Genomic DNA, 22,340 nt, shown 5'->3' with positions numbered 1-22,340 from the left:
ACATCGGAAGCCTCCAGCCCACACGCCTCCCCGGTGTCGGACCGCACCCACTGGCACCGCCGCCCGTCCCGCTGCATGACGAGGCGGCACCGCAGCGGCCAGTCCGCCGGGAGCCGCTCCCCGCGCCCGCTCGGACGCTCTGACCAGCCTGAATACAAAACAAGGACCCCCATGTTTCTACATGCCCAGGCATGTGTAACACTTGAGTGCATCGGATTAGGAACCGAAAGAAGGGAAGGGCAGCGATGTCTGTCATTCGAGTCAGCAAGAACTGCATCGACATCCTCGTGACCGCCGCGTCCTGGTCGGACTGGCGCTATGAGGGACCCGGTGACGAGCCGTTCTACTGGGAGATGCCCAAAGAGGACGGGTCAGTCGAGCGACGATACCTCCGCTCGCAGAAGCCGGACCGGGTCGGAGCGATGCTCGACTGGGCGAACAACGTCGCTTATGGGAACCGCTACAACGAGCGGGCCGTCAAGGTGCCCTACGTCTTCAAGAAGGTCGAGGGCTGCAACCCCAAGCTCGTCGAGCCCGAGCAGCGCCCGTACCTCGTCGCTTCGGTGATGAAGGAGATCCAGTTCTACGAGTACCAGACCTCGGAGGAGTGCGGCTGGGAGAAGACCGAACCCTACGTCTTCTGCCAGGCGCTCCGCCAGCACGTCACGTCGTTCCTGTGGACGGGGGTCGACTCGATCCCGTGGGGCGGCGACCGCGCCCACTACGCCGCGCTCCAGGCCCCGCGCTCCTAGCCCGAGGTCGGCGCACCGCCCCGCGCGGTGCGCTCTCCTCCGGATTAGGAACCGAGAAGAGAGAAGGAGCACAACACTATGGGCTCACGGTCACTCACTACGCTCACCTTCCCCAGAGGGGAGAGCGCCCACTTCTACCTCCACTGGGGATCGCCGCACTACCAGGTCCCGAACGTCGCCGCCTACGTCTGGGAGACCTGGTCTCAGGGCCTGGACTGGACCCTGAAGGGGTACCGCGACTACGTCGCCGCCCTCAAGATCCAGGACCTCCCCATCGAGGAAGGCTGGGACCCGAAAGACGCTAACCGCAGCGACCTCGAACACCTCTACACCTACACGTTCACCGAACACGGCCAGGTCGCGTTCACCTACGCCAACCGACCGATCGGCGGCAGGTTCAAGGGGGCGGACAGCGGCGCGTCCCGCCTCGACCTCTACCAGGCAGCCATGCGCTGGCGCAGGGAACTGCGCTCCAACGTCTACCGGCGACTCCACGGCCACGGCCTTCGCTCGGGCATCGAGGACTACGACCTCGAACTGATCGAAGCCGAATTCCGCATCGCCAGCGAGGCCCGGCCCGGCGCCGCCGAGTCGGCCTCCGCCCAGGCGTTCCACCGCGCCCACGAGTGCCCCACCGCCGGATGCGGACGCCCGCTCACCCTCGACTCTGCCGCCCAGCCCTAACCGAAGGAGCCTAGACCATGATCCGCGCCCAGAACCGCGACCAGTATGCGCAGCGCGCGCTCGACCAACTCGCCGTCAACGTCTCTACCCAGCACGGCGTCAGCCTCGCCGGCGTCGTCGTCCCCGACGAGTTCACGATCCAGCTCGCCACCTTCGATTTCCCGTCGCGGTCCGGTGAGGCCAAGGCGCAGCGCGCGCTCGCGCAGCTCTGCCTCCTCGCCGACGCCCGCCAGTACGGCATTGAAGGCGGCGTGAACACCCTCTACCTGGACCACGAGGAGCGATACGAGCACGTCTACACCGCGTTCGGCTTCACCGGGACCGGCGGCGGCCTCTCTGCCCGGACCTACCGCCGCGAGCCCGAACCCGAGGGCACCCACTACCACCAGGCCCGGCGGGTGCGAGCCGACGAGGTTAAGCCCGGCGACATCGTCCGCCAGGTCGTCATCGACCGCCACGGCGCCGTTGCGTGGCACGCCGTCAAGTCCGTCTCCCCGCACCCCTACGGTGTCGCGCACATCGAGTTCGAGACCAAGTCCGGGTTCTACTGGACCCTCCCGGCTCAGCGGCTCGTGACCGTCGAGCACCTCGACGACTAGCCGACCCAGAGGGGCCCGCATCTGGCGGGCCCCTCCCACCGCATCGAGAGGAGGTGAACCATGCCAACCGCGTACGCCGAGCCCCGCGATCTGCGGCTCCGGTACCCTGAGACCGCAGTCGAACAGGGGAAGGGCAAGTCAGTGGTCGAGCGAGTATCGCGGTTCACCGCCGAGGAACTCCGCGACCTCGCCGAACAGCGAATCACGCAGGCGGACCTCGCCCGCGCCAAGGGCGTCAGCCGCATGACCATCGTCCGATGGCTCCGGGACGAACCCAACGCTCCGACCTCCAAGCGCACCGCCGTCAAGCCGTTCTGGCCCTGGGAAGTCGTGGCGATCCACCAGAACTCCGCGCCCTACAACCGGGCACATGACCACCTCCGCCGAGTCCTTCTCGATGACCCGCTCGACGCCGAGCGCCAGAAGAAGCTGCGAACCTGGTACTCGGACTTGCAGGAGAACCGCGAAGTCCTCGCCTACGACCCGGACGCCCCGCCCACGCCGTGGCGCGTCAAGCACGGAGGGTTCACCTACGAGCCCCGCGGGGTTGAGGACGAGGACCTCATCATCCGCGTCCCCGACCCCGAATGGTGGACCCCCGAGCGCCGCGACGCCTGGCGGCTCCCCAAGGACCTTCCCGAGGGATAGCGCCCTGTCGGGCCACGCCCCAACCGCGCGCCGCAGCGGGGGACCTCGAAACCGGCTCACCCTGCTAACGTGACTGGTGCCCGCCTCGCGGCAGGCCCACAGTGCTCTCCACGTCCCGTGGAGCTGTTCCCCGCCGAGAGAACGCAGCGCCCTGCTTCCCGGCCGTGCTCCCCGCACCTGCGGGGTTTCCCAGGGCGGCACCGCCTAGTGCCGCCTCACCATCATGCGCTTGCGTTCATGCGAAGCCATGACCGAGAAGGAGACCCGCATGACCACTCCCGGTGAACCGATGTCCCTGGACGAGCTGGGACTGAAGCTTGGCATCGCGCCCTCCGCGCTCCTGCGAGAGCTGGAGGCCGCGCGCGCCGCCGGCGAGCAGACTCCCGAAGGCGACACCGACACGGATGTGACCTCCTGGTTCGCCCCCGACAAGTTCGAGACCTGGTGGAAAACCTGGAAGCGGGCGCGCAACATCGAGGGCGCCGCGACCTTCGACAATCCAACCCCGGCAGAAAACGAGATCGGCATGGCCGTAGGCCGCTGGCTCGTCGACCAGATCCGAAACGGCGTACTTGACCGCGACATGGTCGACCGGCGCGTCCGCGGGAGCACCGGCCAAACCGCCGAGCTGTTCCGATGGCTCAGCAACCGAAACCGCCTCCACCACGGCAGGCGGCTCGACCTGCCGCACCGAGTAACCCTGGCGGCCGAAACCCTCGGCCGACACGACACTCACTCGGAGGCGCTGGCGGACGCGATCGGGCGGGCCTACATCCGCTCTGGGGTCTGGAAACGCGAAGGCGCCCAGGACTAGCGGCGAACAACACGAAAGCCCCCGGCTTCGGCCGGGGGCTTCGACGTGTCCGGATTTAGGCGGCTACGAGTTCCGCGCTCCAGGTCTCAGGCGCGAACTCGCCAAGCCGGGCACCTTCAGCAAAGGCGTTCCATTCGTCTGCGGTGTAGACGAGGATGTCGTCCGCCGCCTGGTCGGCGAGGCGTAGGGCGACCATCCCGTTCGCGGCGTAGCCGACTTCCAAAGCGGCAACCCGGTACCAGCGGGCTTCGCCTGCATTGAACTCGCCTGGCAGGCCCGCCCGCAGCGGGCTGGCTTCGGCGTGCGCCAGGAACTCATTGAACTCGGCCCTAGGAAGGGGAAGAATCGGAGATGCGGCGCTGAGCTTGGAGTCCCGAATCTCGAACCCGCCTTCCGAAGGGCGAACTTCGACGCAGGTGTCGCCGTTGGTGCTGCGGGTGCTCTTGCGCCAGGCAATCGAAAGTGACCGGGTCATGACTGATTGTTCCTTAGAATTCTTCAATGCGGCGTTGTAGCAGGTCAAGGGAGTCCTCTCGACCAAGCGATTCGGACCTAATGTAATTGTATGCTTTTGTCAAGCGGTGAAGTTCGTCCGGTTTTTCCATATATAGACTCCCCGCTTGAGACTCCACGTACGCTACTGCCGAGTGGAGATCCTCGTCAAAAGAAAAGATCTTGAAATTCCCCAATGTCCCCGGATGGCCGGCGCTGGAGAAGGGCGCGATCCGCAGAGTGATCACCTGCCGTTCGGCCAGGTTCACCAAGTGCTGTAGCTGGCCTTTCATGATCTCGTGGCCGCCGATGAGCTGGTGGAGAACTGCTTCACCAAAGATCGCCCAAACTTCCGGCGGATCGTCGACCTCAAGTACACGCTGCTGACGCTCCATCCGAAGCTTGACCTGCTTCTCTACCTGCTCGGGCGTTTGATCAGGGGTGACGGCGCGCTCATGCGCTCGTGCATACGCCTCAGTTTGAAACAGGCCGGAGACCAGCAACGGCTCAAAGGATTGAATCTCGACAGCGGCGGATTCGATACCCAGAAATTCCGCGAAGGGCTTCGGAAGCCGCCCATGCTTCGACCACCATCCTCGCTGGTCGCCTTGACTCCTCAGCTCCTGGCAGCGCTCGACAACTTCCGCGTCCTGGACTCCATACAGTTCGAGAAGGTCATCAAGTTCGGCCTTGATCACTCGCGAGGCGCCGGTCTCCATGTTCTGGATTTTGTTCTTCGAGCACGCGAGGGCCTTCGCCGCTTCCTCCTGCTCCAAGCCCTTGTCGAGGCGGAACGTGCGAAGTAGATCACCCAATTCCCAGCGAGGAACGGTTGGGCCGATTGCGCGTTTCATCTCCAAACCTCCTGGATCTGGCACCGCGTCACCTCCGTAACCCTAGCCGAAGTCCCTGCGTAGTCCGCACGCGATCGTATCCCATCGGGCGGTAGTGAAAAAGTTGTAGTACAGGATTGATCGGAACCGGTAGTGTCTGCCATACTGTGACGACAGCCTCAGGGCCGATGTCTTAATTGCAGGGCTGCGAGACCGGGACGGTGCTGACGACCAGTGCGCCAGCCGGTCCGCGAGGGGCATTGGCTGGCGCCCCCGCCGCGAGAGCGGCCCGCGGTCCGCCCGTCTTGGTGGGACCTCCGTCCCGAAAGGGCGGGCGGGCCACACCTACAACTTCACATGACACACATCCGCGAAGCCGCTGGGTACATGAACGGCGGCCCGCTACGAGACATCAGGGTTCCAAGCTTCTGTCTCGCGGCGGGCCGCTCCAAATGAACCCCAGCGCAGCATGAAGGGTCTCAAGCACTCATGCCGTACCAGGGTTCCATCCCATCCTACGATGTGCCGATCGGCCCAACCAGAGCCGATCTCGCCAAGCACACATGCGCCGGCCGCGCCTGGTTCGGCCTCGGTCCCCGCCGCTGTGAATGCGGCGAACGCTGGGGCGAGTTCGGGTGCCCCGAGCGAGTCAGCGAGTTCATCGCCTACCTCCAGGTCTCCACCGAGTCCGACCGAGCCCAAGACCTCCAGAACAACTCGCACCTGTTCACCACGTTCGAGGCGACGACGATCGCCGCGAACGACCAGCGGAGCCAGCGGCAGCGCGCGAAAGCTCGGCAGCAGGGCCTCTGGAGCCCGCCGTATCCGGCCGGGCCCAGCACCGCCACCGTGCCGCAGCAACGGCGGCCCCAGCCCTACCCGATGGAATCGGTGGCGGCATGACCAGGTGCATCGAGTACGACATGACCGGCGTAGACGGCACCGACCTCCTGAGAACAGCCGTCCTCCGGACCGGACTGGGCCACGGCAACGTCCTCAACCTCTTCGGTCTCGCACCGGACGGCAAGCCCGTCCGCCTCGGCACGCTCGTGGTCGGCGCCCACTCCCGCATCACGGCCGCCTGGAAGGAAGGCGCGGGCCGGTTCCTCACCGCGAAAGCCGCAAAGACCCTGCTCAACGCCGTCTCTGACAGCATCGCGCTGCGCAAGGACGAGAGGGTCTGGTGAGGTGATGGGACTTCCGGACCGGAGCGCGGTGCGCTCAGACGATGTCACGATCGAAGGTCTCGAACTGCGGTTGACCGCGTTCCTCGGGGACTCGCTCGTGTACGTCTCGCGCTCCGGTTCGGAGATCCCACGAGCCGGAGAGGTCAACCAGATCGGCCTCGCGGGCGGCGTCGACCGCATCGACAACGGCACCATCCAAAGGCCCAGGCTCGCGGTCTTCCGCGCCGACCTCATCCCCGGACTCCTCGACGCTCACGACGCCGTCATTGCGGCGGCCGTCGCCTACTACCGGCAGCACAACCCGAAGTCGATTTCAGCTCTCCGGGTCAACCCGGAACCGTCAACGAGTGGGAGAACCTGATGGCAGGACAACAGGCCGAGGCGATCGAGGGGAGGGCGGGGGCGGCGCCCGTGGTCGAGACCGCGCCTCCGGGGACAGTGCTCCGCGAGTTCGGCCTGAGCGGGGGCAGGTTCTTCCAGATCGTCAGGACCGAGGGCGATGCGGTCCGCGTCCATCGCACGCATCCCCGGCCCGAGCAGGGCCGTGATGTCGCCGGAGCGACCGCGCTCGACTCCGATACGCCGGAGTGGCGGTGGCCCGCCAACTGGGGAACGGACGAACGTTTCCACGCCCGGACTTCGATCCTCAACGCTTGGGCCGCCTACCGCCAGGCGCAGCGGGCGGCGCAGGAGACCGCCGAACAGGAAGCGGCCGAACGGGAAGGGCGGGCCGCGTAGTGGAACCTCCGGAGCCCGTTGCGATTGCCGGGATGCGGTTGCGCTTCGAGCGTGACGGCCCTCTGGTTCGCGTCACCGACGCCGACCAGGACGACCGCTGGGTTGGAAACGCCTTCGGGTTCGTGCTCTCGACCGGCCCGTTCCTCAATCCCAATATCGCCGACTACGGCGACCGGCTCGGAACGAGCGCCGGAGACCCGCACGGGGCCAGGGACCGCCGCCTGATCTGCCAGCACGCCAAGGAGTTCCGCGATGCACAGTCCCAAGGCTGAAGCCGAGACGGCGAGGCCGGTCACCCCGACCGGGGAGGAAACCCGTCTGGGCGGGTGGGGCGGAAAGCTGTTCGCCTTCACGGTCTACGAGGTCGAGGACGCTGAAGGCGAACCGGAGTACCGCGTCTATGTCGACGACGGGCCAGGAGAACGGCTCGTGTGCTGGTTCACCTCGGACCGCGAGGCCGCGCCGGTCTGGCGCGGGGCATGGAACGGCGACCAGTGGTGCGCTCGGATCGAGGAGCGCGCCCGCGCGATCGTCGCGAACCCGGAAGCTGCGGGCGGGAATGGGAAATGAGCCGACCCCTGTCGGGGAGTTCAACCGCGACACCTGGCGGTTCGCGGTCTACCCAGAGCGGCAGCTCTACCGGGTCGAGGCCCGCGAGGTCGGCTCCAAGGGACTCGTGATCTGCCGAACGGGGCCATTCACGAACCCGGAGTGGTACCGGACCTGGCACATCGACGCATGGAGGCCGTGGATCGAGCTGGAAACCCGGAAGGTCATCACCTCGCATCAATCCCCATGACTCCGGGCGCGGCGGCGGGCTCGCCTCATCGAACCTGCCGGGCGATCTCGACGCGCCCGCCGCGCCCGGCCTCCACATCACACACCACACAGGACAGTTACGCCTATCGATACTTAGTGAGGACACTCACCCCACCAATGGACACCATCGACAACATCAACAATCCGGCTCCGGCCCTGATCCCGCTGGGCACGATCCGGCGGGCCGCCCACACGATGCTCATCAGCATCGATCCCAGCCGGTTCCCCGCACGGGGCTTCACGCTCGCCTCGGGTACTGGAGGTACTGGCCCCGAACTCGGAGTCATCACTTTCCCCGAAGACGGGGACTTCCATGCGGAGTGGACCGAGGCGGCCAAGGAGATCGGGATCGGCCCTGACCACCCGATCGAGCGCGGCATCGTGAACACCTGCCGCGATCTCGCCGCCGCCGTCTGGGACCAGGAACTCATGCCAGGCGAGCATGATTTCCGACCGGTCGCCAACTGCGCCTATGCCATCGCCGTCAACGACAGGCGCCTCACATGGCTGAGCTGACCTCCCAAGACGCCGGAATCCTGGCGCTCGCGGTCCTCATCCTCGCGTGGCTGGCGTGCCCCTGGAAGTGGCTGCTCCTCAAATGGATCGCCGGAACACTCGCCGCCATCGCCGTGTTCCTCCTGTTCCTCCCGGCCATCGCGAACGGACTGACCTCATGAAGCAACTCGGCGAGTTCGAGATCGACGGCAAGCAGTTCTCGCTGGCACAAGGAGAATGGGAGGGCAAGGTCGAGAGTCCGACTTCCGCGTCCCTGCTCCGGCCCACCTCGCTGCCCGACCTCCAGTTGGAGGGGCACTCCCTGGTGGCGAACCTCTTGCGGCTCCACACCGAGGAGCCCGAGTTCGCCGTGCTCCCCTTCCCCGAGGACACCGAAGACCTTCACGACGCGGAGCTGCAAGCGAAGATCATCGAGGAAGGGGCGCGGATCTGGCGGGAGCACTACACCCCGGACGACTTCCCCGAGACGAGCGAACCTGACATGAGCGAAACGGAAGACGAACCCGATGAGGAGCCAAAGCGGAAGCGCTCTGGACACGACGTGGTTCGCAGGCTGCTCATCGACGATGTCCCCGCGCCGTACTTCTTCATCCTTGCCCTCGCGGGACTCGCCCAGGTGTTCAGCTACGTCGGGGCGCTCGTTGGGGCGACCATCGTAGCGGTCGGGCTGCAACTGGTCTACGAGGTGACCGTGCTTCCCCCGCTGGAGCGGGCCCGGAACCGATCTGCCGCCAGGTCGATCCTGCTCGACCTGATCGAGCATCGATCCGACGTGGCAGAGGTCCAGATCGACCTGGCCTCGCTCGTCAGCTCGACGGAACGTGCCTCGGACCCGCGCATCGCTGTGACACTGACCCGGGACCACATCGCCGCGATGTTGAACCGTTACGAGGCGACCCTGAACGCTGGCGAAGGCGCGAGGGTGAACGCGGCCGAGCTGCGCGACTGGGCCCGCACGATCGACGAGCTTCACGTCCTCGGCATCCGCGAGACCGGGCCCATCCGTTACGAGCACGGCTACTTCGGGGCGATCATGACCGTGATCGCGAGTCTCGCCAACGAAATCGATCCGTGGTACGACCTGACTCCGAACGGCATCGCCGGGATGCGCCGATTCCTCGACATCCCCGACGCGTTCAGCGACAGCGACGGACCCCAGAACGAACAGCTCGCCGAGTGGAGCCGCGTTCTCGACCTCAAGACCGAGACACGTTTCCACTGGTTCAAGGACGGTGACCACCACCTGTGCGTCTACGCCGAACCCGAGGCACCCAAGTTCGGCCTGATCGGCATGTACTTCAAGGAGACTCCCGAACTGATCGAGGACGTGATGATCGCCGAGTTCACCGTGGACGAGACGGGCGCGGTCGATGACCTCGACATACAAACCGCCGACCCCAGGATGCCCGAACCCCAGGTCAGAGCATGGCTGGAGTCCATCCGGGAACCACTCACCACAATGGCCGCCGTCCAGCGGCTCTGAGACCGGGAAGGACGCCGTCCTTCCCGAAGGGGCCGCCGTCGACCGATTCCCCCGGACGGTGACCCCGCCCAAATGCTAAGGGGCGGAACGCATACGCGATCCGCCCCTTAGCTGTCCCGTGAGGTTACGATTTCGGCCGCAGACGGGGCGGGTCGATCAGTTCAATGCCGATTGCAAGCACGCCCATCGCTTCGCGTTCGGGTGGGTAGATCTGGCGGATGTTGGCGAGCTGGCTTTCTCGGGTCGCGGTCGGGTTCACCGAGGCGACCGACTCGTGATCGAACATCTCATCGAAATCCGCGTACCTGTGGACGTAGGTGACCTTGGTGAGGACTTCGTCGCCCTGGCACTTGAACCGGATCAGCTTGCCCTCCTTAAGGTTCCGCCGGGAGGCGTCGTTCACGCGGATCTCGGTGGTTTTCTCTCCGCTTGCGATCAGGTCGAAGTACCTCTTGTAGATGCCCATCTCGTGCGCACGCGGCCGGTTGGCTTCCTCGGCTGGCCGGGCGTGCATGAGTCGACTCAGCTCGCGGACGGTGAAGGACCTGAAGAAGTGCTTGGGATCGGACAGCATCGTGCCCACCAGCCACAACAGGGCATCCACGTACCCGTCCACGTCGCCGGGAACGGTGGTGGTGTCGAGCATCCACGGCTCGACATCGGGCGGGAGCGCCGTCGTTCCTCGCTCGCGAAGGAGCGACTTCGACAGCTTCGCGCCGGTCGGGGCGAGGACTTGCGGCGTGAAGATCCGCATGGGGATCTGGGTGATGGGCGTTCCCATCGCGCCGAGCGCTCCGTCTACGAGCTGGCAGCCGAAAGTCCAGTCGCCTCCTTTGACCATGACGGGCAGGATCTTCCGGTCCCGGCCGATCAAGCGCTCCTTGACGAGGTTGCGGTAGAGCGTCGCGAGGTCGAGGTACGGGGTGTCGTCCTCGGGGTCGATGTGGACCTCATACGGGCCGTGGTCCATGCACACGGCGGTGAAGGTCGCCCCGTCCTCGTCGAGGCCGGCGAGCCGGGTCCGGTCGCCGCGCTTCTCGGCCCACCCGCACTCGGGGCAGGGAACACGGACGTGGACGTTCCCGTGCGAGGGTGCCATCCACAACCGGATGTCCTCCAGGTACTCCAGGCTCCGGAGGAACTCTGCGCGGAATCCTGGGCTCGCTTGCTGGTCGGTGTAGGTCTCGACGATGTATTCCACATCGGTCGCGTCGGAGAGCGAGTCGAAGAACGCCCGATAGTAGCGATCGATCAGGTCATCGACCCCTGCCTTCCCCAGCGCATGAAAGTAGGTGCGCTGGTAAGAGTGATGGGTCTCAGGGTCGAGATCGACCTCGTAGGGGGCGTTGTCGAGCGCGCCGAACTTGACGGCGGTCTCGATGCCGAACTCGCGGCGAGCAAGTCGGGCGAGCGTGAAGGCGGCGGCTTGGACGAGGTTGGTGCCCAGGTGGGGCGCACCGTTGATCTGGGTTCCCACGACGAACTCGATCCTGTTCGGACGGTCGGCGGCGACGCGGGGACGAAGGAGGTCGATTGAGCGGACCAGCGCGTTCGCCAGGACCGAGTTCGGGGAGACCAGAAGGTCAGGCTGGGTCATGGTGTCACCTCTCGGGCTTGGGGAGTCGCAGGTTCGCGCAGATGAAATCGAGCCGGTCGGCGGCCGGGCCGGGCGAGACGAACACCGGTTCGTATCCGGCGTTGATGTAGCCCTGGACGATCAGCTCGTGGACGCGGCGCAGCTCGCGCTCCTTGGCCCACACGATGTCGTCAGGGTCCTCGAAGCTGTCGAGGGGATCGAGCACGAACACGGTGTCATACCGGTACCGTTCGGTGGCCGCATCCAGCTCAGGAGCAGGCGGGAGACCGAAAAATCCCTCCCAGCCGTACCCGTCAGGGATACCGCGGTTGTAAAAGCGGATGCCCGCCGTGTGGTGCTCGAACTCCTCGACGAAGGCCGCGAGGACTTCAAGGGAGTAGTCCCGGCGGTCTTCCTTGAGCAGGTGCCGGCCGAGCCGGTCGCGGTGCTTGCGGTAGATCGCCCGGCCCGGCTCCTCTTCCATGCACGGGAGCCCGGCGGCGCGGATGGCCGTGATCAGCTCGTCCTTCCCAGTGGACGGGCCTCCGGTGATGACGTACCGCTTCGGAGGCTCCTCGGCGGCGTTGGCGATGGCTTGTGCGAGTGCGTCTGTCACAGTTCGGTGCTTTCTTGGATCGGTTCGGTATGGGCGGCGCCCAGGTATGGGCGCACCCAGGTCTGGTCGAGATCCAGATCCGCAGCGACGGCGGACCGGAACGTCTCGGGATCTCCGGCGTCTTCGGCCGCGGTCCGGATTGCCACGGCTTCCTCCGGAGTGAGCAGGGGACACCACCCCGCCAAAGCCATCAGTTCGTCCGCGTTCGCTTCGCCCGGGTAGATGTCGACGAAGTCGGCGGCACTGTTGCGGGCCTGACCCCATCTCCATGCAGCGCTGATCAAAGCGGTGGCGACTGCCTCGACGGACTCGTCCAGACTGACAAGCCGTTCGGCGAGAAGCAGGTCCGCGCGGAGCGCGTACACCGCCGCCCACACCCGCGTAAGAGCCTCCTCGTGGGCGGCGACCTCCCACGCGAGCGGGTCTGGGGTGACGAGCTGTCGATCCGTGCATGCAGCCAGGCGGGGCGCGATGAGCTTGGTCCGGCGGAACCGGTCGGCGTCGGCCAGCAGCTCAGCCGCGAGCTGATCGAGCAGCCCTGGTTCGATCCGCTTCCGGAAGTGGTCCGCCTCGTACACGGCGGCTTCGGCTGCCGCCGCACGGCGCTTCATGAGATTGAGGCCCGCACCGGAATGAAGTCCGAAGAGGATGCGTGCCGCGGCGGCCGTCCGCGGATCGGGGAAGCGGGTCAGGAGCGACCGAAGAAGTCCTTCGAGCGCTTCGGTGCGACTGGCCGGGTCGGTGGGGTCGACGGCGCGGCCGACAACGCCCCGCAGTTCGAGCAGCGCGGGCGGCGGTGGGCCTGCGGAGAGCGGAAGACCGTGCCGCAGCACCGTCCGCAGCCCCGCCGCCACGTCAGCTTGAGGTGGGCTTTTTGTGGTCATGCCCTAAGTAAACCACACGTGCCCAAAAAATGCCCACTCTTCATGTACACTGGAGCGCAAACGCAAGACGGCCCCGGCAAGGTGCTCGAACACCTCGCGCCGGGGCCTCGCACTACTCACCAGCTCGGATTAGGAACAGAGAAGGAAAGCAGTATGCGTACTGACCAGCCTACCCAGCCCTCCTCGCCGCGCGGGATGCGCATCCTCGTGTGGACCGCCCTCGCCTCGGCGATCACCCTGTGCGCGACCGGCGAGTACCACATGGCCGTCGAAGTCGGCTACGACTACCGCCTCGCGGTCTTCTACCCCGTCGCCCTTGACGTGTACGCGCTCGCCGCTTTCAAGGTCCACCGCCGCCTCGACACCTTCGCGGCAATCGGGCTCATGATCGTCTGCAACTCCCTGTCACACCTGCTCACCACAGGGCAGATCCCCGAATCGCAGGCCCTCACGATCGCGGCCTCGGCCGTCCCGCCGCTCATCCTGTGGCGCGTTCACGACTTGGACGCGTTCTTGACCAAGACCATGCTCAGCAACTTCATTGACTCCCTGAACAGGGTCGGTGAGCCTGCGCCAGTCGAGGTGGCGACACCCGCACACGTTCCCCCGGTGCTCGTGGCCGAGCCCGTCGCGGTTCCGGCCGCCGTCGCGCTGGCCGAGGTGGCACCGGTCGTGCCGGAATCCCCGGCGGCGCTCGACGACCTCGGCGAGGCCGTCGCCGAGCCTGTCGTCCGGTTCCCGTACGGGGTCGCCCCGACCGGTATCCACCAGGAGACTTGGGACGCCGTGGCGTCCGCGCACCAGAAGCACCCCAAGCACTCCGCGCCCGCGCTCAAGGACGCGTGCAAGCTGCCCGTCGACATCCGTACCATCCAGCGGGTTGTCAAGGCGGTCAAGGACAGCGACAATGTCCTGATTGCTGTGTAGCGATTGGAGACCCTCATGCCCCGCCGCCGCCGGAACCCCGTCAAGGTCACGTTCAACCGAGTGCGGGGCCGCGCGAAGGCGCGGCTCGTGCGGCAGATCGCCGACCCAGGCGCGCGGCGGGTCGTCCAGACCGCGCGCAAGGCAAAAAGGGTCAAGCGGCGAATCCGTCGCATTCTCTGACCTTCTCCGCTGACGCGTCCACCAAGTGGGCGTGTGCTGTCGGCTTGTCCCGCTGGGTGACACGCCGAGCGCAAGATGGACGGCAACCCACACTGCCGCACGTAACCTGAGAAGATGATTCAGCTTCAGTGGTTCCGGCGACCGACGCCGACGCCGTACAGCTCGGTCGGTGCGATGCGCCGCAACGCCCTCGGCATCCTCGACGAGTTCCCCGACTTCTGCCACTGGCAGGAGCAGTCCGCGTCTGAGTGCTCGGCGTACTGCCACCTCTCGGCCGGGCTGGAGCGCTTTCGCCGTACATTGCGTGACGGGCGCTGGGATGAGTCCGGCCTTTTCGAGAGCGACGAGCCGGAGTTCATCCATCTCTACGAAGTCGCCTTCCCCATCGGTGGTGAGCTTCTCGCGGAGCTGGCCCACGTGCCGCACAACCCGACCGGTGTCCGGCACAAGCCGAGCCGCTCGGCGGAACGGGACGATCTCGACCGGTACGTGAACTTCTACTTCAAGCACCGGGCCGAGAACGGACGCCTGTACTACCAGGACCACCACTCCCCTCGATTCTTCGTGGACTTCTACGAGGGGTTCGACAACATCGTCTGGGACTCGATCACCAAGGCCAACGGCAAGACGGTCGACCAGTTCGGCATTGGGCGCGACGGGAACTGGCGAGTGCTCGGTGTGCCGTCCCTGCCAGGCCTGGCCCGCATGGTTGTCGATCAGTGCAAGGAGCTGGACCGCGACCTGAACGATCCTGGGATGCGCGGCGCGATCGAAGCGCACTTCGATGTTGCTTCCCCGGTCTACGAGGCCGCCTGAGTCAGTGCAAGAAAGCGGCCCCACCCGTCTGGGTGGGGCCGCGCGGCCGTCGTAAGCCTATTGGGTGCAACGGATGATGAAGTCGCGGGCGACCTCGCGGGCCTCGCGTCGGCTGTACCCGGAGTTCCTCGCGGTGAGGTAGACGCTCCTGGAGCCGCGGACGACGGCGGACCAGACCTCGGCCGCGATGGTGATCTTGGCGGCGGTCATCGCGTCCTCCAGGCCCTCCTGGAGCCCGCCGAGGAGGCGGCGGGCCTCGTCGTCGTCGAAGGTGTCGGCGGCGGTCATGGGCTACCCGCCGAACGGATTGTGGTAGCTGTACCGGGAGGCGTACGGGCTCTTGAGAGCGGAGGTGTAGAGCTTCATCAGCTCGTCGACCACGTCCTCCTTGACCGGGACGACGCGGACGGTCTTCACGGCATCGAGCCCGAACCGGAGCGCCCGGTTCGTCTCGCCGATCACGAGCACGGTCTGGCCCTCGATCTTGTGGACCTCGGGAGTCTCGAAGACGAAGCTCGTGCCCTTCTTCAGCTCGACGGTGACGGTCGTCTTGGACTTGGTGGTGGTGCTCATCAGATGGTGCTCCATTCGGGTTCGTCGGCGAGCGCTTTGAATCGGATCGGGTTGGAGTTCATGGAGGCGACCACGACGCCCTCGGCGACGGCACCGGGCTCGCCCACGTAGGAGCCGTCCCGGTCGAGGTGGTCGAGGGCCCAGGCGACGCGCTTGGACAGCTCGTGGCCGGCGGCGGTGGCGATGCGGGGAACGACCCCGACGTTCTCGGGGAGCCCGTAAGGGAGGGCGTTGCGCCACTGCTCGTCGAAGAGGGCGAGGCATCGGATGTCCATGCCGTAGCCGCGTTGGATGCCGCGCCCGAACCACTCGCCGTAGTGGCGGCCGGGGCCGAGGGCGGTGAGGGCTTCGGCGTTCTCGTGGACCCACTGGGCGAAGCCGAAGTTGTCCTTCTGGCCGGGTTCGATCCAGCGGGTCCGGGAGGCGGCGCGCACCGCCCAGACGGCGGCGCCGGAGCCGAAGACGACGCGGACGCCGGGGTGGTTGTCGAAGTCGAGGTCTGCGGCGGTGACTTCGCCGCCGTGGTCGATGCGGCTGATGGCGACGCACGCGTTCGTGCCGTCGATCTTCTCGGTGATGACGAAGGGAGTCGTCAGCCTCGGCGTCTTGGGCCACTTGCGGTGCTCGTCGCGGACGGCCAGGAGCGGCGGGGCCGCGGGGGCTTCGAGGGTGAGTGCGGACATGGTGGGGCTCCTTTCACAGGCGGGGATCTAGAACGGGGGCGCGTCGTAGGACTGCGCGGGGGCGGCCTGGCGGGTGCCCGCGCCCTTGTCGGGCCACTGCGGCGGGCACTGCGAGCCCCTCGGGCCGGAGCAGAACCAGCCGCTATACGGCTTGCCGGAGCTGTTGGAGATGCCCGCTTTCCAGGTCATCTCGCCGTGATCGCAGTACCGCTGTTCGCCGCCGGGGGCGCTCTGGGGGCCGGAGGCGGCGTAGCCGGAACGCTGGCCGGCGGGAGCGGAGGCGGCGGGGCGGGCGTTCTGGGGCTGGTTCTGGCCGCCGAGAGTGCGCCAGTAGGCCGAGATCGTCGAGGCGCGCTGGAGAAGCCCTTGGATCGCGGTCTTGTCGTCGAGGTGCGCGATGATGTCGGCGGCCGACCCTGACTCGAAGGTCAACCAGGGAGGTCCGTCCTCTTTGAGCGTGAGGCGGACGATCGCTGAAGGCATTGCGGGGGCGGCGATCTGGGGTGCCGGGGCAGATACGGGGGTGCCCTGCCCCGGCGGCATCGACTGTACCGGCGCTGAGGGTGCCGGTGTGGTCCACGGATCGTCAGTCACGTGGTGATCCTCCTAACAAGCACGTATGTGCTTTATGGACATACGCAGCGGTGAAGTGTGGACAGACACGTCCTGTGGAGACCCTGTTCAGGGGCGGGTGGTGTTCCCTCGAAGCCGGGAGGACTCCTCGGCGAGGTTGTTGACCAGGTACGTGAGCGCCTGGATGGCGCGGGTGACCTGCGTTGAAGACGGCTTCCCGTAGGTGTTGCTGAGCTGGGGGCCGAACTTCGCCATGAGGGCCTCTCGGTGGCGGTCGGCGACCAGGTCGAGGGCGGCGGTGAGGTCGGCGGCCTCGGCGAAGCCGACCGTGTAGGACCCGTCCGGGTCGCGGCTCTCCTCGACGGCGCCGGGGATGATTCCGATGCCGTCCTCCAGGAGTGCGCGGACGCGGACGGTGGAGTAGACCTCGGTGCCGTGGCAGCGCCGGCGCGATTCGGCGGCGGCGTGCGCCAGGCGGAACGCCTTGCGCCGCAGGGTGGTCCGCAGGCCCCCGGCCGTGTACTCGTCGAGCAGGCCCCGCGTGGAGGCCGGGGAGCGCACCAGGTCGACCATGAGGTCCTGGGCGAGGTCGTCGGCCTCGATCAGGCCGCTGGGCCAGGTGCTCAGCTCGTAGCGGGCTGCGGCGAAGGCGATGTCCCGCAGGCGGGCCCACTCCTCGTCGGTGATCTGGACGGCGGGCGGCTCGGCGGTGGTGGTGTCATTCGGCATGTGGGGTCTCGGTTTCGTCGTCGTCGGGGAGCGGGCAGCACGCGCACTCGTCCCATCCGCCCTCGTGGGGCTCGTCGGTGAAGTACTCGGGGTAGACGGCTCGCAGGTACGCCTCCTCGTCGCCGGACTCGGGGACGGCCCCGAACACGTCGTAGCGGTGGGCGGCGTCAGACACCAGCGGGCACCGCCCTGGGGCCCTTGAGGAGGGCGTTCGCTTTGCCGTGGAGGTGGGCGTCGTTGAGGTCGAGGCCGTGCGGGCACGGCTCGACGACGGCCGCCGGGATCTGCGCGGCGAGGGTGTTCGCCCACTTGAGGCTCTGGCCCTTGTCGTCAGACTGCGCGAAGATGCGGACCTTCTTGTATCCGGCAAACGCGGCGGCCATGTAGGGCTTCCAGCTCTCGACGCCGGGGACGCCCACGGCGTGGAGGCCGTAGGCGAGGGCGGTCATGGTGTCCCACTCGCCCTCGCAGATGCACATCTCGTCGACCGGCGCCAAGAGATCCCTGGTGTTGTAGAGCCGGGAGGCGTGGCCGGGCAGTGAGTTCATCTTGCCGTGGTGCTCGTGGGAACAGCCGGGCGTGATGCACGCGAATCGGATCGTGGCGACGTTCGGGCCTCCGTACCCGTAGCGCAGGTACGGGATGGACATGAACCCGCGGAAGCGCTCATGCTCCGCCGAAGGCTCGGCGACGTAGCCCAACCCCAGTCGCTTGATCAGGGCCGGATCGTTGATGCCCCGCTTTCTCGCCAAATAGGCGGCGACCGGGGAGTCCTCGGCCTGTTCGGCGTAGCTCCTCGCCGATTCCAGGAGCGAAAGCCTCTGCTCTGTCGACAGCGTCACAGTAATTGACTCCTTCCTGGTCTCTGATCAGGGAAATGAGGTCGCCAGACAGCCCGCAGGAGTGGCACATGAACGCGCCTTTCCCTGGGTGGACTGAGGCAGAAGGGGTGTTGTCCTCATGGGACGGATCGGGGCATTTGCAGGAGTTCCAGCGGTCGGCGACCGTACGCGGCGATTCCCACCCCGGGTAGTAGTGCTTGAGCGCCGCGTAGATCGCGGGCTCGGTCATCGCGTCGAGGCGACTGGCGCGCGCTCGGCCTCGGACAGGTCCAAGACCTTCGGGGCCAGGACCATCACGCCGGACTGCCACAGCCCGTACAGCGACAGCAGGCGGCGCGCGAACGCCTCTTCCACGGTCCAGAGGTTGCGGTCGTGCGGGGCGTAGGAGTCGCCCCGGCGGTAGCGGTGGACCACGACCCAGTCGGCCCGGCCGGCGTTGACCGCCTGGGCGCTGGCGGCGTCCGCCACGTTGAGCAGGCTGATCGCCTTGACGTTCTTAGCCTGGACGATCAGGTCGAGGTGCGGGGAGTCGATGTCGCCGTGGTCGACGGGTCCGTAGCGGCTCCCGTTGCGCTGGGCGGCGGGGTCGATGTCGAGGAGCACGTCCTTGACGTGGTTCTCGAAGGCACGGCCCTTATCTTTGCTGGCTCGCCCATTGGGCGGCCGGGAACGTGGGGTCACGGATTGCCATCCTGGAGAGATCGGCCTCCAGCTCGACGGAGAGGTGGCCTCCGGCGTCGGATCGGCCGTTGCGGTTCTTGACGACCGACGCGCCGAGGAGCTTTTCACCGGCTTTGTGGAGGGTGATGATGAGGGCGGGAACCCTGGAGATCTGCCCTTTCACCCCTGAGAGGGGGATGGGCTGGGAGGAGTCGTTGTGCGCGGCCGTGGTGTGGTGGAGGCCGAGCACGTGAGCGCCCGTCTCGCGGGCCATCGAGTGGAGATAGTCCATCAAGGACTCAAGACCACTGAAGGGATCGTCAGCGTTCGCGGCCGAGGTGCCCCTGATGTTGGTGACGTTGTCGACCACGATCAGGTGCGGGAACTCGCCGTAGATCTCAAAGTAACAAGCCACAGCGGCCTCCACGTCGTCCACAGTGGGGGACGGCGTGAAGTCCCAGCGGAAGAACAAGTTCTGACCAAGGGCTTCGCCGACTTCGGCGGGCCAGGTCTGTGAGCGAGTCCACTCCTGCGACTCCGCGAGCGGGGCTCCAGTGAGGATGGAGATCGTCCGCGAGGTCTGGACGTGGGAGTCGGAGTCGGCGCTGAGGTAGAGCACGGAGACGCCCGACTTGAGCGCCATCGTCAATCCGAGCGCCGATTTCCCGGTGCCGGCCGGAGCCGCGCACAGCGAGAGCTGGCCCCGGATCAGCCGCGCCCCCCACCGCTCGAACGAGCGGAAGACGGTGGGGAGCGCGACCCCGACATCACTCCCGGCGCGGTGGGCCTGGAGGAGTGAGAACATCTAGGACGCGATGCTCAGGCGGGCCGAGCGTGCGCGCCTCCGGGAGGCGCGTTGCTTCTGCTCCTGCTTGAGCAGGTAGACCCTGGTGAGGAATTCCCGCTGGCAGCCAGGCCGAACGCGGGCCACGCCCCAGGAGTAGACCGAGACCTGATCGCCGCGCCGGACCCTGGTCTCGGCGAACAGGAGGTCGTGCCAGCCCTCCATGATCACGTAGCGGCCGTGGCGGATGCGGTAGAGGACGCCGAGGTCTTCGAGCTGGCACATGACAGACCGGGTTGGCCCGTCCAGCTCGGCGTCGCTGACGAGGCAGTCGCGCATCTCCCAGACTGAGACGCCGCCGTGCCGGAACTCGGAGCCGATGGCGAGCACGGCGCGGTCGCCGAGGACTTCGACCTCGGTCTCCAGCTCCATGATCTCCACCTCCAGCCCGGCGGCGGCCCGCTTCCACTTCAGGTCCTCGGCGACGACGTAGCGGCCGGTACGGCGCAGCTTGGGCAGCAGGTCATGCGCGATCCAGCGGCGGAACTGGACGCCCAACTGGGTCTTCGCCCCCATTGCGGCCTGGTAGAGCCCCGGCTCGTTGATGACGCGGACGACCTGGGCGCCGCCAGGGGTGTGCAGTTCGCGCACCCCCTTCTCGTCGAACGCTAGGCGGCGGACGAGATCGGGCGCCCGCTGGTAACCGAGGGCCTCGGCGACATCGGCCGCGACGAACCAGAGGCCGTCTGCGTCGTTGTCGCTGCCGAGGACGCGGAACCGCGTTCCCGTTGCGGGAAAGGTGAAGTCGTCGACCGCTTCGATGGGCGGGTGTACGACTTCGAGGTGGGTTACGACCACTATGAACTCACTCCTTGTGTGTGATCCACCGCTTAAAGTGATGTCAGCAGAGGCGCGGTGCCGGTCGCGCTGGGGTTGATTTGCCGGGCCACCAGCCCGGTTATGGGATTGCGTGAAGCAAGAGACCTGCGCGAGAGCCAGGCTGGATGCCCGTAGACAACGCTCGATCGCGCGGAAGATCTAGTAGAGCATCCAGTGGGCGCAAGAGCCGCTCACCGAGCAGGAACGGCAGTTCGCCGGGCTCGGCTTCGGGTCGAAGCGTCCCGCTTTGATGTCCTGGTCGAGCTGGCCGTACTGGTCGGTCAGGTACGCCTCGGTGTACTCGGTGAGGTCCTTGACCTTGGAGAGGCGACCGGTCTTGCCGTACCAGTAGTCGCCCACGTCGATCTTGACGCCGTGGACGAGTTCGACGCCGAGCTTGTAGGTGCCGAGCTGGTTGTGCGGCGCGGCGGGGGCCTGGCCGTTCTTCACGTCGCGCACGCGGAGCCGCTGGCCGGGCTTCGCGGCGGGGATCTCGACGATCTGGTCGACGTAGCACAAGATCGGGACGCCACCGAGCCTGAACTCCAGCTTCAGCTCTACGGCAATCCGACTGTCGAGCACGATCGGGGCCTGATCAGGGTGTGCCTCGGCGAACGCCAGGTAGGAGGCGAGGATGTGCTGTCCGCGCTCGCGCCGGCGTTTGATGTCGACCTCGGCCGGGTACCGCGGCCCAGAGTCCGCCCACCGTGCCGGGTCCGGCTCCCTTTCACAAAGGAGGTCGATCTCCCAGTCGTAGGCGTCGGTGAACGTCTGTTGGACCTCTTCGAGGGTGATCTGCCTGCGCGACAGCTCGAACGATTCGATGGCCCTGTGGATTGCCTTGCCCTCGGGGCTCCAGGCGTCCGGACGCTGCGGGACGAGCTGGATGCGCTTGAGCCAGTACATGTGCGGGCAGCGGGCGTAGTCGCCGAGCTGCGACGGGGAGCGGTGAGGCTCCTCGGTATGAGGTGGGGCGTCTGCTTTCTGTTGTTCGAGGATCGTCATCGGATTGACTCCAGGTGGGGTTCTCAGGGGGTGCTGAGGAAATGGGGTCCTCGCCTACTGTGCGTAGCGAGGAGAGTCAGACTACCCACGGCCGCACACCGCTCGCCACTCCTATGTGATCAGTTCCCGTGGTGCCGCCTAGCATCACGGGTCCGCCTAATCGTCCGGAGTGGACAACCGTACGGACATCCGGTTTCCGGAAGTTTCGGATTGGCGCGCGCTAGGCCGGGCCGCGATGTGAACGTGCGCATCACGGATTACCTGGGCCGCCTCGTTTGTAGACACTCTGACATCAGGGGCTAGTTCTGCACCGTTGAAGACACGGAGCGTGCGCCCTCACTAACCAAGTTTTGCGAATGTGAAGTTCCTGGGTACTGGGAACGGTTCCATCCTTAGTGACTGGAAACACATTCCGAACACTGGGATTTTGAGACCGGTCTCACTGCAACCTCGAATCGAGCTTTAGCCCGAACTACCTGCACTTATAGATCATCTATAAGAAACTTGGAGGTTCTCGAACATGCCCTGAACGTGTGATGTCGGGTTCCCGACCGAAACCTTGACAGACGCCTAGAGTGTGTGAGTTATGACAGGCATCTAGAAGAACAGGAGTGAAAGCAGTGACAGAGCGGAATCATCCCCTCCCGCCCGGTCTCGAAGCGCTTCATTACCGGACTCCATCCCGACTCGCGTCCTTCCGTCGCTTCTTGCCGATGATGCCGCGGCCGTAGCCCCATCCGAAGATAAAGGCGCCTCCCAGCGCTGTTAGCCCCATCCATGCCATGACTAGCCCTGGAAAGCCTGGATTCTCGATCACGACCCAGGCCACCAGAGAACCCGCCAAGATCATGACGGCCAGCATTCCCAAATGATCGGCCCAAGACCGGATTCGCTCCATCATGACCTTAAGCTACGAGGGAAGCTTGTTCCGGCGTGGCTGCCACGCGGGACCCTTCGTCCTAGACCTCTTGTCCTGGACTAGATCTGACAGGGGTAGCTCTGTTATGCTGGGGCTCCACGTTGTGTCACTTGTGGTTCTTGATCCACA

Annotated in this window: 34 protein-coding genes and 1 pseudogene; 17 read left to right on the top strand and 18 right to left on the bottom strand. The window is 66.3% G+C overall.

The window, feature by feature from the left end; genetic code table 11:
- Positions 1–245: 245 nt before the first annotated feature.
- The 5 genes from ACGGCP_RS26580 to ACGGCP_RS26560 all read left to right on the top strand — a co-directional run bounded on the left by ACGGCP_RS26580 (position 246) and on the right by ACGGCP_RS26560 (position 3,497).
- Positions 246–752, top strand: coding sequence for a hypothetical protein (locus tag ACGGCP_RS26580; RefSeq protein WP_392971674.1), 507 nt, complete (start codon positions 246–248; stop codon positions 750–752).
- Between the two features lie 78 nt (positions 753–830).
- Positions 831–1,436, top strand: a complete 606-nt coding sequence (locus ACGGCP_RS26575; RefSeq protein ID WP_392971671.1) for a hypothetical protein — start codon at positions 831–833, stop codon at positions 1,434–1,436.
- A gap of 17 nt (positions 1,437–1,453) precedes the next feature.
- Positions 1,454–2,035 (top strand): hypothetical protein, encoded by a 582-nt coding sequence (locus tag ACGGCP_RS26570; RefSeq protein WP_392971668.1) that lies wholly within the window; start codon positions 1,454–1,456, stop codon positions 2,033–2,035.
- A 60-nt stretch (positions 2,036–2,095) separates the two neighbouring features.
- Positions 2,096–2,683: a helix-turn-helix domain-containing protein gene (locus ACGGCP_RS26565; RefSeq protein WP_392971665.1), complete on the top strand. Its 588-nt coding sequence runs from the start codon at positions 2,096–2,098 to the stop codon at positions 2,681–2,683.
- A 268-nt stretch (positions 2,684–2,951) separates the two neighbouring features.
- A complete protein-coding gene (locus ACGGCP_RS26560) occupies positions 2,952–3,497 on the top strand; it encodes a hypothetical protein (RefSeq protein ID WP_392971662.1) in 546 nt (181 codons plus the stop codon).
- 55 nt (positions 3,498–3,552) lie between these two features.
- On the opposite strand, the gene ACGGCP_RS26555 is transcribed toward ACGGCP_RS26560, so the two are convergent.
- Complete coding sequence (locus ACGGCP_RS26555) at positions 3,553–3,972, bottom strand: DUF397 domain-containing protein (protein WP_392971659.1); 420 nt, start codon at positions 3,970–3,972, stop codon at positions 3,553–3,555.
- Positions 3,973–3,985: 13 nt separating this feature from the next.
- A complete protein-coding gene (locus tag ACGGCP_RS26550) occupies positions 3,986–4,843 on the bottom strand; it encodes a helix-turn-helix domain-containing protein (RefSeq protein WP_392971656.1) in 858 nt (285 codons plus the stop codon).
- Between the two features lie 501 nt (positions 4,844–5,344).
- Between ACGGCP_RS26550 and ACGGCP_RS26545 the strand changes: the two genes are divergently transcribed.
- The 10 genes from ACGGCP_RS26545 (at position 5,345) to ACGGCP_RS26500 (ending at position 9,565) form a co-directional block, all read left to right on the top strand.
- Positions 5,345–5,725: a hypothetical protein gene (locus ACGGCP_RS26545; protein WP_392971653.1), complete on the top strand. Its 381-nt coding sequence runs from the start codon at positions 5,345–5,347 to the stop codon at positions 5,723–5,725.
- Entirely contained in the window at positions 5,722–6,009 is a 288-nt protein-coding gene (locus ACGGCP_RS26540) for a hypothetical protein (RefSeq protein ID WP_392971650.1), read from the top strand. The genes ACGGCP_RS26545 and ACGGCP_RS26540 overlap by 4 nt, the downstream gene beginning before the upstream one ends.
- A 28-nt stretch (positions 6,010–6,037) precedes the next feature.
- Positions 6,038–6,370, top strand: a complete 333-nt coding sequence (locus tag ACGGCP_RS26535; RefSeq protein WP_392971648.1) for a hypothetical protein — start codon at positions 6,038–6,040, stop codon at positions 6,368–6,370.
- Positions 6,370–6,747, top strand: a complete 378-nt coding sequence (locus ACGGCP_RS26530; RefSeq protein WP_392971645.1) for a hypothetical protein — start codon at positions 6,370–6,372, stop codon at positions 6,745–6,747. The genes ACGGCP_RS26535 and ACGGCP_RS26530 overlap by 1 nt, the downstream gene beginning before the upstream one ends.
- Positions 6,747–7,019, top strand: coding sequence for a hypothetical protein (locus ACGGCP_RS26525; protein WP_392971642.1), 273 nt, complete (start codon positions 6,747–6,749; stop codon positions 7,017–7,019). Before ACGGCP_RS26530 ends, ACGGCP_RS26525 begins: the two co-directional genes overlap by 1 nt.
- A complete protein-coding gene (locus ACGGCP_RS26520; protein ID WP_392971639.1) occupies positions 7,000–7,317 on the top strand; it encodes a hypothetical protein in 318 nt (105 codons plus the stop codon). The genes ACGGCP_RS26525 and ACGGCP_RS26520 overlap by 20 nt, the downstream gene beginning before the upstream one ends.
- Positions 7,307–7,546: a hypothetical protein gene (locus ACGGCP_RS26515; RefSeq protein ID WP_392971636.1), complete on the top strand. Its 240-nt coding sequence runs from the start codon at positions 7,307–7,309 to the stop codon at positions 7,544–7,546. Before ACGGCP_RS26520 ends, ACGGCP_RS26515 begins: the two co-directional genes overlap by 11 nt.
- A gap of 137 nt (positions 7,547–7,683) precedes the next feature.
- Positions 7,684–8,082, top strand: coding sequence for a hypothetical protein (locus ACGGCP_RS26510; RefSeq protein ID WP_392971633.1), 399 nt, complete (start codon positions 7,684–7,686; stop codon positions 8,080–8,082).
- The gene (locus ACGGCP_RS26505) at positions 8,070–8,243 is read left to right on the top strand and encodes a hypothetical protein (RefSeq protein WP_392971630.1); all 174 of its coding nucleotides are present in this window, start codon (positions 8,070–8,072) and stop codon (positions 8,241–8,243) included. Before ACGGCP_RS26510 ends, ACGGCP_RS26505 begins: the two co-directional genes overlap by 13 nt.
- Positions 8,240–9,565, top strand: coding sequence for a hypothetical protein (locus ACGGCP_RS26500; protein ID WP_392971627.1), 1,326 nt, complete (start codon positions 8,240–8,242; stop codon positions 9,563–9,565). The genes ACGGCP_RS26505 and ACGGCP_RS26500 overlap by 4 nt, the downstream gene beginning before the upstream one ends.
- A 124-nt stretch (positions 9,566–9,689) precedes the next feature.
- Here the strand turns inward: ACGGCP_RS26500 and ACGGCP_RS26495 are convergent, their stop codons facing one another.
- From ACGGCP_RS26495 to ACGGCP_RS26485, 3 genes are read right to left on the bottom strand one after another with little or no spacing between them, the layout of a single operon-like run.
- Positions 9,690–11,162: an ASCH domain-containing protein gene (locus ACGGCP_RS26495; RefSeq protein ID WP_392971624.1), complete on the bottom strand. Its 1,473-nt coding sequence runs from the start codon at positions 11,160–11,162 to the stop codon at positions 9,690–9,692.
- Between the two features lie 4 nt (positions 11,163–11,166).
- Positions 11,167–11,757, bottom strand: coding sequence for an AAA family ATPase (locus tag ACGGCP_RS26490; protein ID WP_392971621.1), 591 nt, complete (start codon positions 11,755–11,757; stop codon positions 11,167–11,169).
- Positions 11,754–12,641, bottom strand: a complete 888-nt coding sequence (locus ACGGCP_RS26485) for a hypothetical protein (RefSeq protein ID WP_392971618.1) — start codon at positions 12,639–12,641, stop codon at positions 11,754–11,756. Before ACGGCP_RS26485 ends, ACGGCP_RS26490 begins: the two co-directional genes overlap by 4 nt.
- Before the next feature lie 153 nt (positions 12,642–12,794).
- Between ACGGCP_RS26485 and ACGGCP_RS26480 the strand changes: the two genes are divergently transcribed.
- Both ACGGCP_RS26480 and ACGGCP_RS26475 read left to right on the top strand, forming a co-directional pair.
- Positions 12,795–13,568, top strand: a complete 774-nt coding sequence (locus ACGGCP_RS26480) for a hypothetical protein (protein ID WP_392971615.1) — start codon at positions 12,795–12,797, stop codon at positions 13,566–13,568.
- Between the two features lie 294 nt (positions 13,569–13,862).
- On the top strand, positions 13,863–14,564 hold the full coding sequence (locus ACGGCP_RS26475) for a hypothetical protein (protein ID WP_392971612.1): 702 nt from the start codon (positions 13,863–13,865) through the stop codon (positions 14,562–14,564).
- Between the two features lie 57 nt (positions 14,565–14,621).
- On the opposite strand, the gene ACGGCP_RS26470 is transcribed toward ACGGCP_RS26475, so the two are convergent.
- From ACGGCP_RS26470 to ACGGCP_RS26410, 13 genes and pseudogenes are all read right to left on the bottom strand, one after another.
- On the bottom strand, positions 14,622–14,852 hold the full coding sequence (locus ACGGCP_RS26470) for a hypothetical protein (protein WP_392971609.1): 231 nt from the start codon (positions 14,850–14,852) through the stop codon (positions 14,622–14,624).
- A 3-nt stretch (positions 14,853–14,855) separates the two neighbouring features.
- A complete protein-coding gene (locus ACGGCP_RS26465) occupies positions 14,856–15,137 on the bottom strand; it encodes an NAC domain-containing protein (RefSeq protein ID WP_392971606.1) in 282 nt (93 codons plus the stop codon).
- Entirely contained in the window at positions 15,137–15,820 is a 684-nt protein-coding gene (locus ACGGCP_RS26460; RefSeq protein WP_392971603.1) for an RNA ligase family protein, read from the bottom strand. Before ACGGCP_RS26460 ends, ACGGCP_RS26465 begins: the two co-directional genes overlap by 1 nt.
- Positions 15,821–15,847: 27 nt before the next feature.
- Positions 15,848–16,252 carry a hypothetical protein gene (locus ACGGCP_RS26455; RefSeq protein WP_392971602.1) on the bottom strand — a complete coding sequence of 135 codons (405 nt, stop codon included), beginning with the start codon at positions 16,250–16,252 and terminating at the stop codon, positions 15,848–15,850.
- Positions 16,253–16,501: 249 nt separating this feature from the next.
- A complete protein-coding gene (locus ACGGCP_RS26450) occupies positions 16,502–17,122 on the bottom strand; it encodes a hypothetical protein (RefSeq protein ID WP_392971600.1) in 621 nt (206 codons plus the stop codon).
- A complete protein-coding gene (locus ACGGCP_RS26445; protein ID WP_392971598.1) occupies positions 17,112–17,297 on the bottom strand; it encodes a hypothetical protein in 186 nt (61 codons plus the stop codon). Before ACGGCP_RS26445 ends, ACGGCP_RS26450 begins: the two co-directional genes overlap by 11 nt.
- Positions 17,290–17,964 (bottom strand): topoisomerase, encoded by a 675-nt coding sequence (locus ACGGCP_RS26440; RefSeq protein ID WP_392971782.1) that lies wholly within the window; start codon positions 17,962–17,964, stop codon positions 17,290–17,292. Before ACGGCP_RS26440 ends, ACGGCP_RS26445 begins: the two co-directional genes overlap by 8 nt.
- 40 nt (positions 17,965–18,004) lie before the next feature.
- Positions 18,005–18,193 (bottom strand): annotated as a pseudogene (locus ACGGCP_RS26435) (CHC2 zinc finger domain-containing protein); the annotation flags it as partial.
- On the bottom strand, positions 18,190–18,567 hold the full coding sequence (locus ACGGCP_RS26430; protein ID WP_392971596.1) for a hypothetical protein: 378 nt from the start codon (positions 18,565–18,567) through the stop codon (positions 18,190–18,192). The pseudogene ACGGCP_RS26435 and the gene ACGGCP_RS26430, both read right to left, overlap by 4 nt.
- Before the next feature lie 31 nt (positions 18,568–18,598).
- Positions 18,599–19,429, bottom strand: coding sequence for an AAA family ATPase (locus tag ACGGCP_RS26425; protein WP_392971594.1), 831 nt, complete (start codon positions 19,427–19,429; stop codon positions 18,599–18,601).
- Positions 19,430–20,266 (bottom strand): Bro-N domain-containing protein, encoded by an 837-nt coding sequence (locus ACGGCP_RS26420; RefSeq protein ID WP_392971591.1) that lies wholly within the window; start codon positions 20,264–20,266, stop codon positions 19,430–19,432. It abuts the gene before it with no gap.
- Between the two features lie 180 nt (positions 20,267–20,446).
- Entirely contained in the window at positions 20,447–21,292 is an 846-nt protein-coding gene (locus tag ACGGCP_RS26415) for a RecB family exonuclease (RefSeq protein WP_392971588.1), read from the bottom strand.
- A gap of 667 nt (positions 21,293–21,959) precedes the next feature.
- A complete protein-coding gene (locus tag ACGGCP_RS26410; RefSeq protein ID WP_392971585.1) occupies positions 21,960–22,193 on the bottom strand; it encodes a hypothetical protein in 234 nt (77 codons plus the stop codon).
- Positions 22,194–22,340: the final 147 nt, after the last annotated feature.

Source organism: Glycomyces sp. NPDC048151 (assembly GCF_043202775.1).
In the GTDB taxonomy this organism is placed as follows: domain Bacteria; phylum Actinomycetota; class Actinomycetes; order Mycobacteriales; family Micromonosporaceae; genus Glycomyces.
The sequence above is the reverse complement of the archived record's forward strand: the minus strand, read 5'-3'. Positions and strand labels throughout refer to the sequence as shown.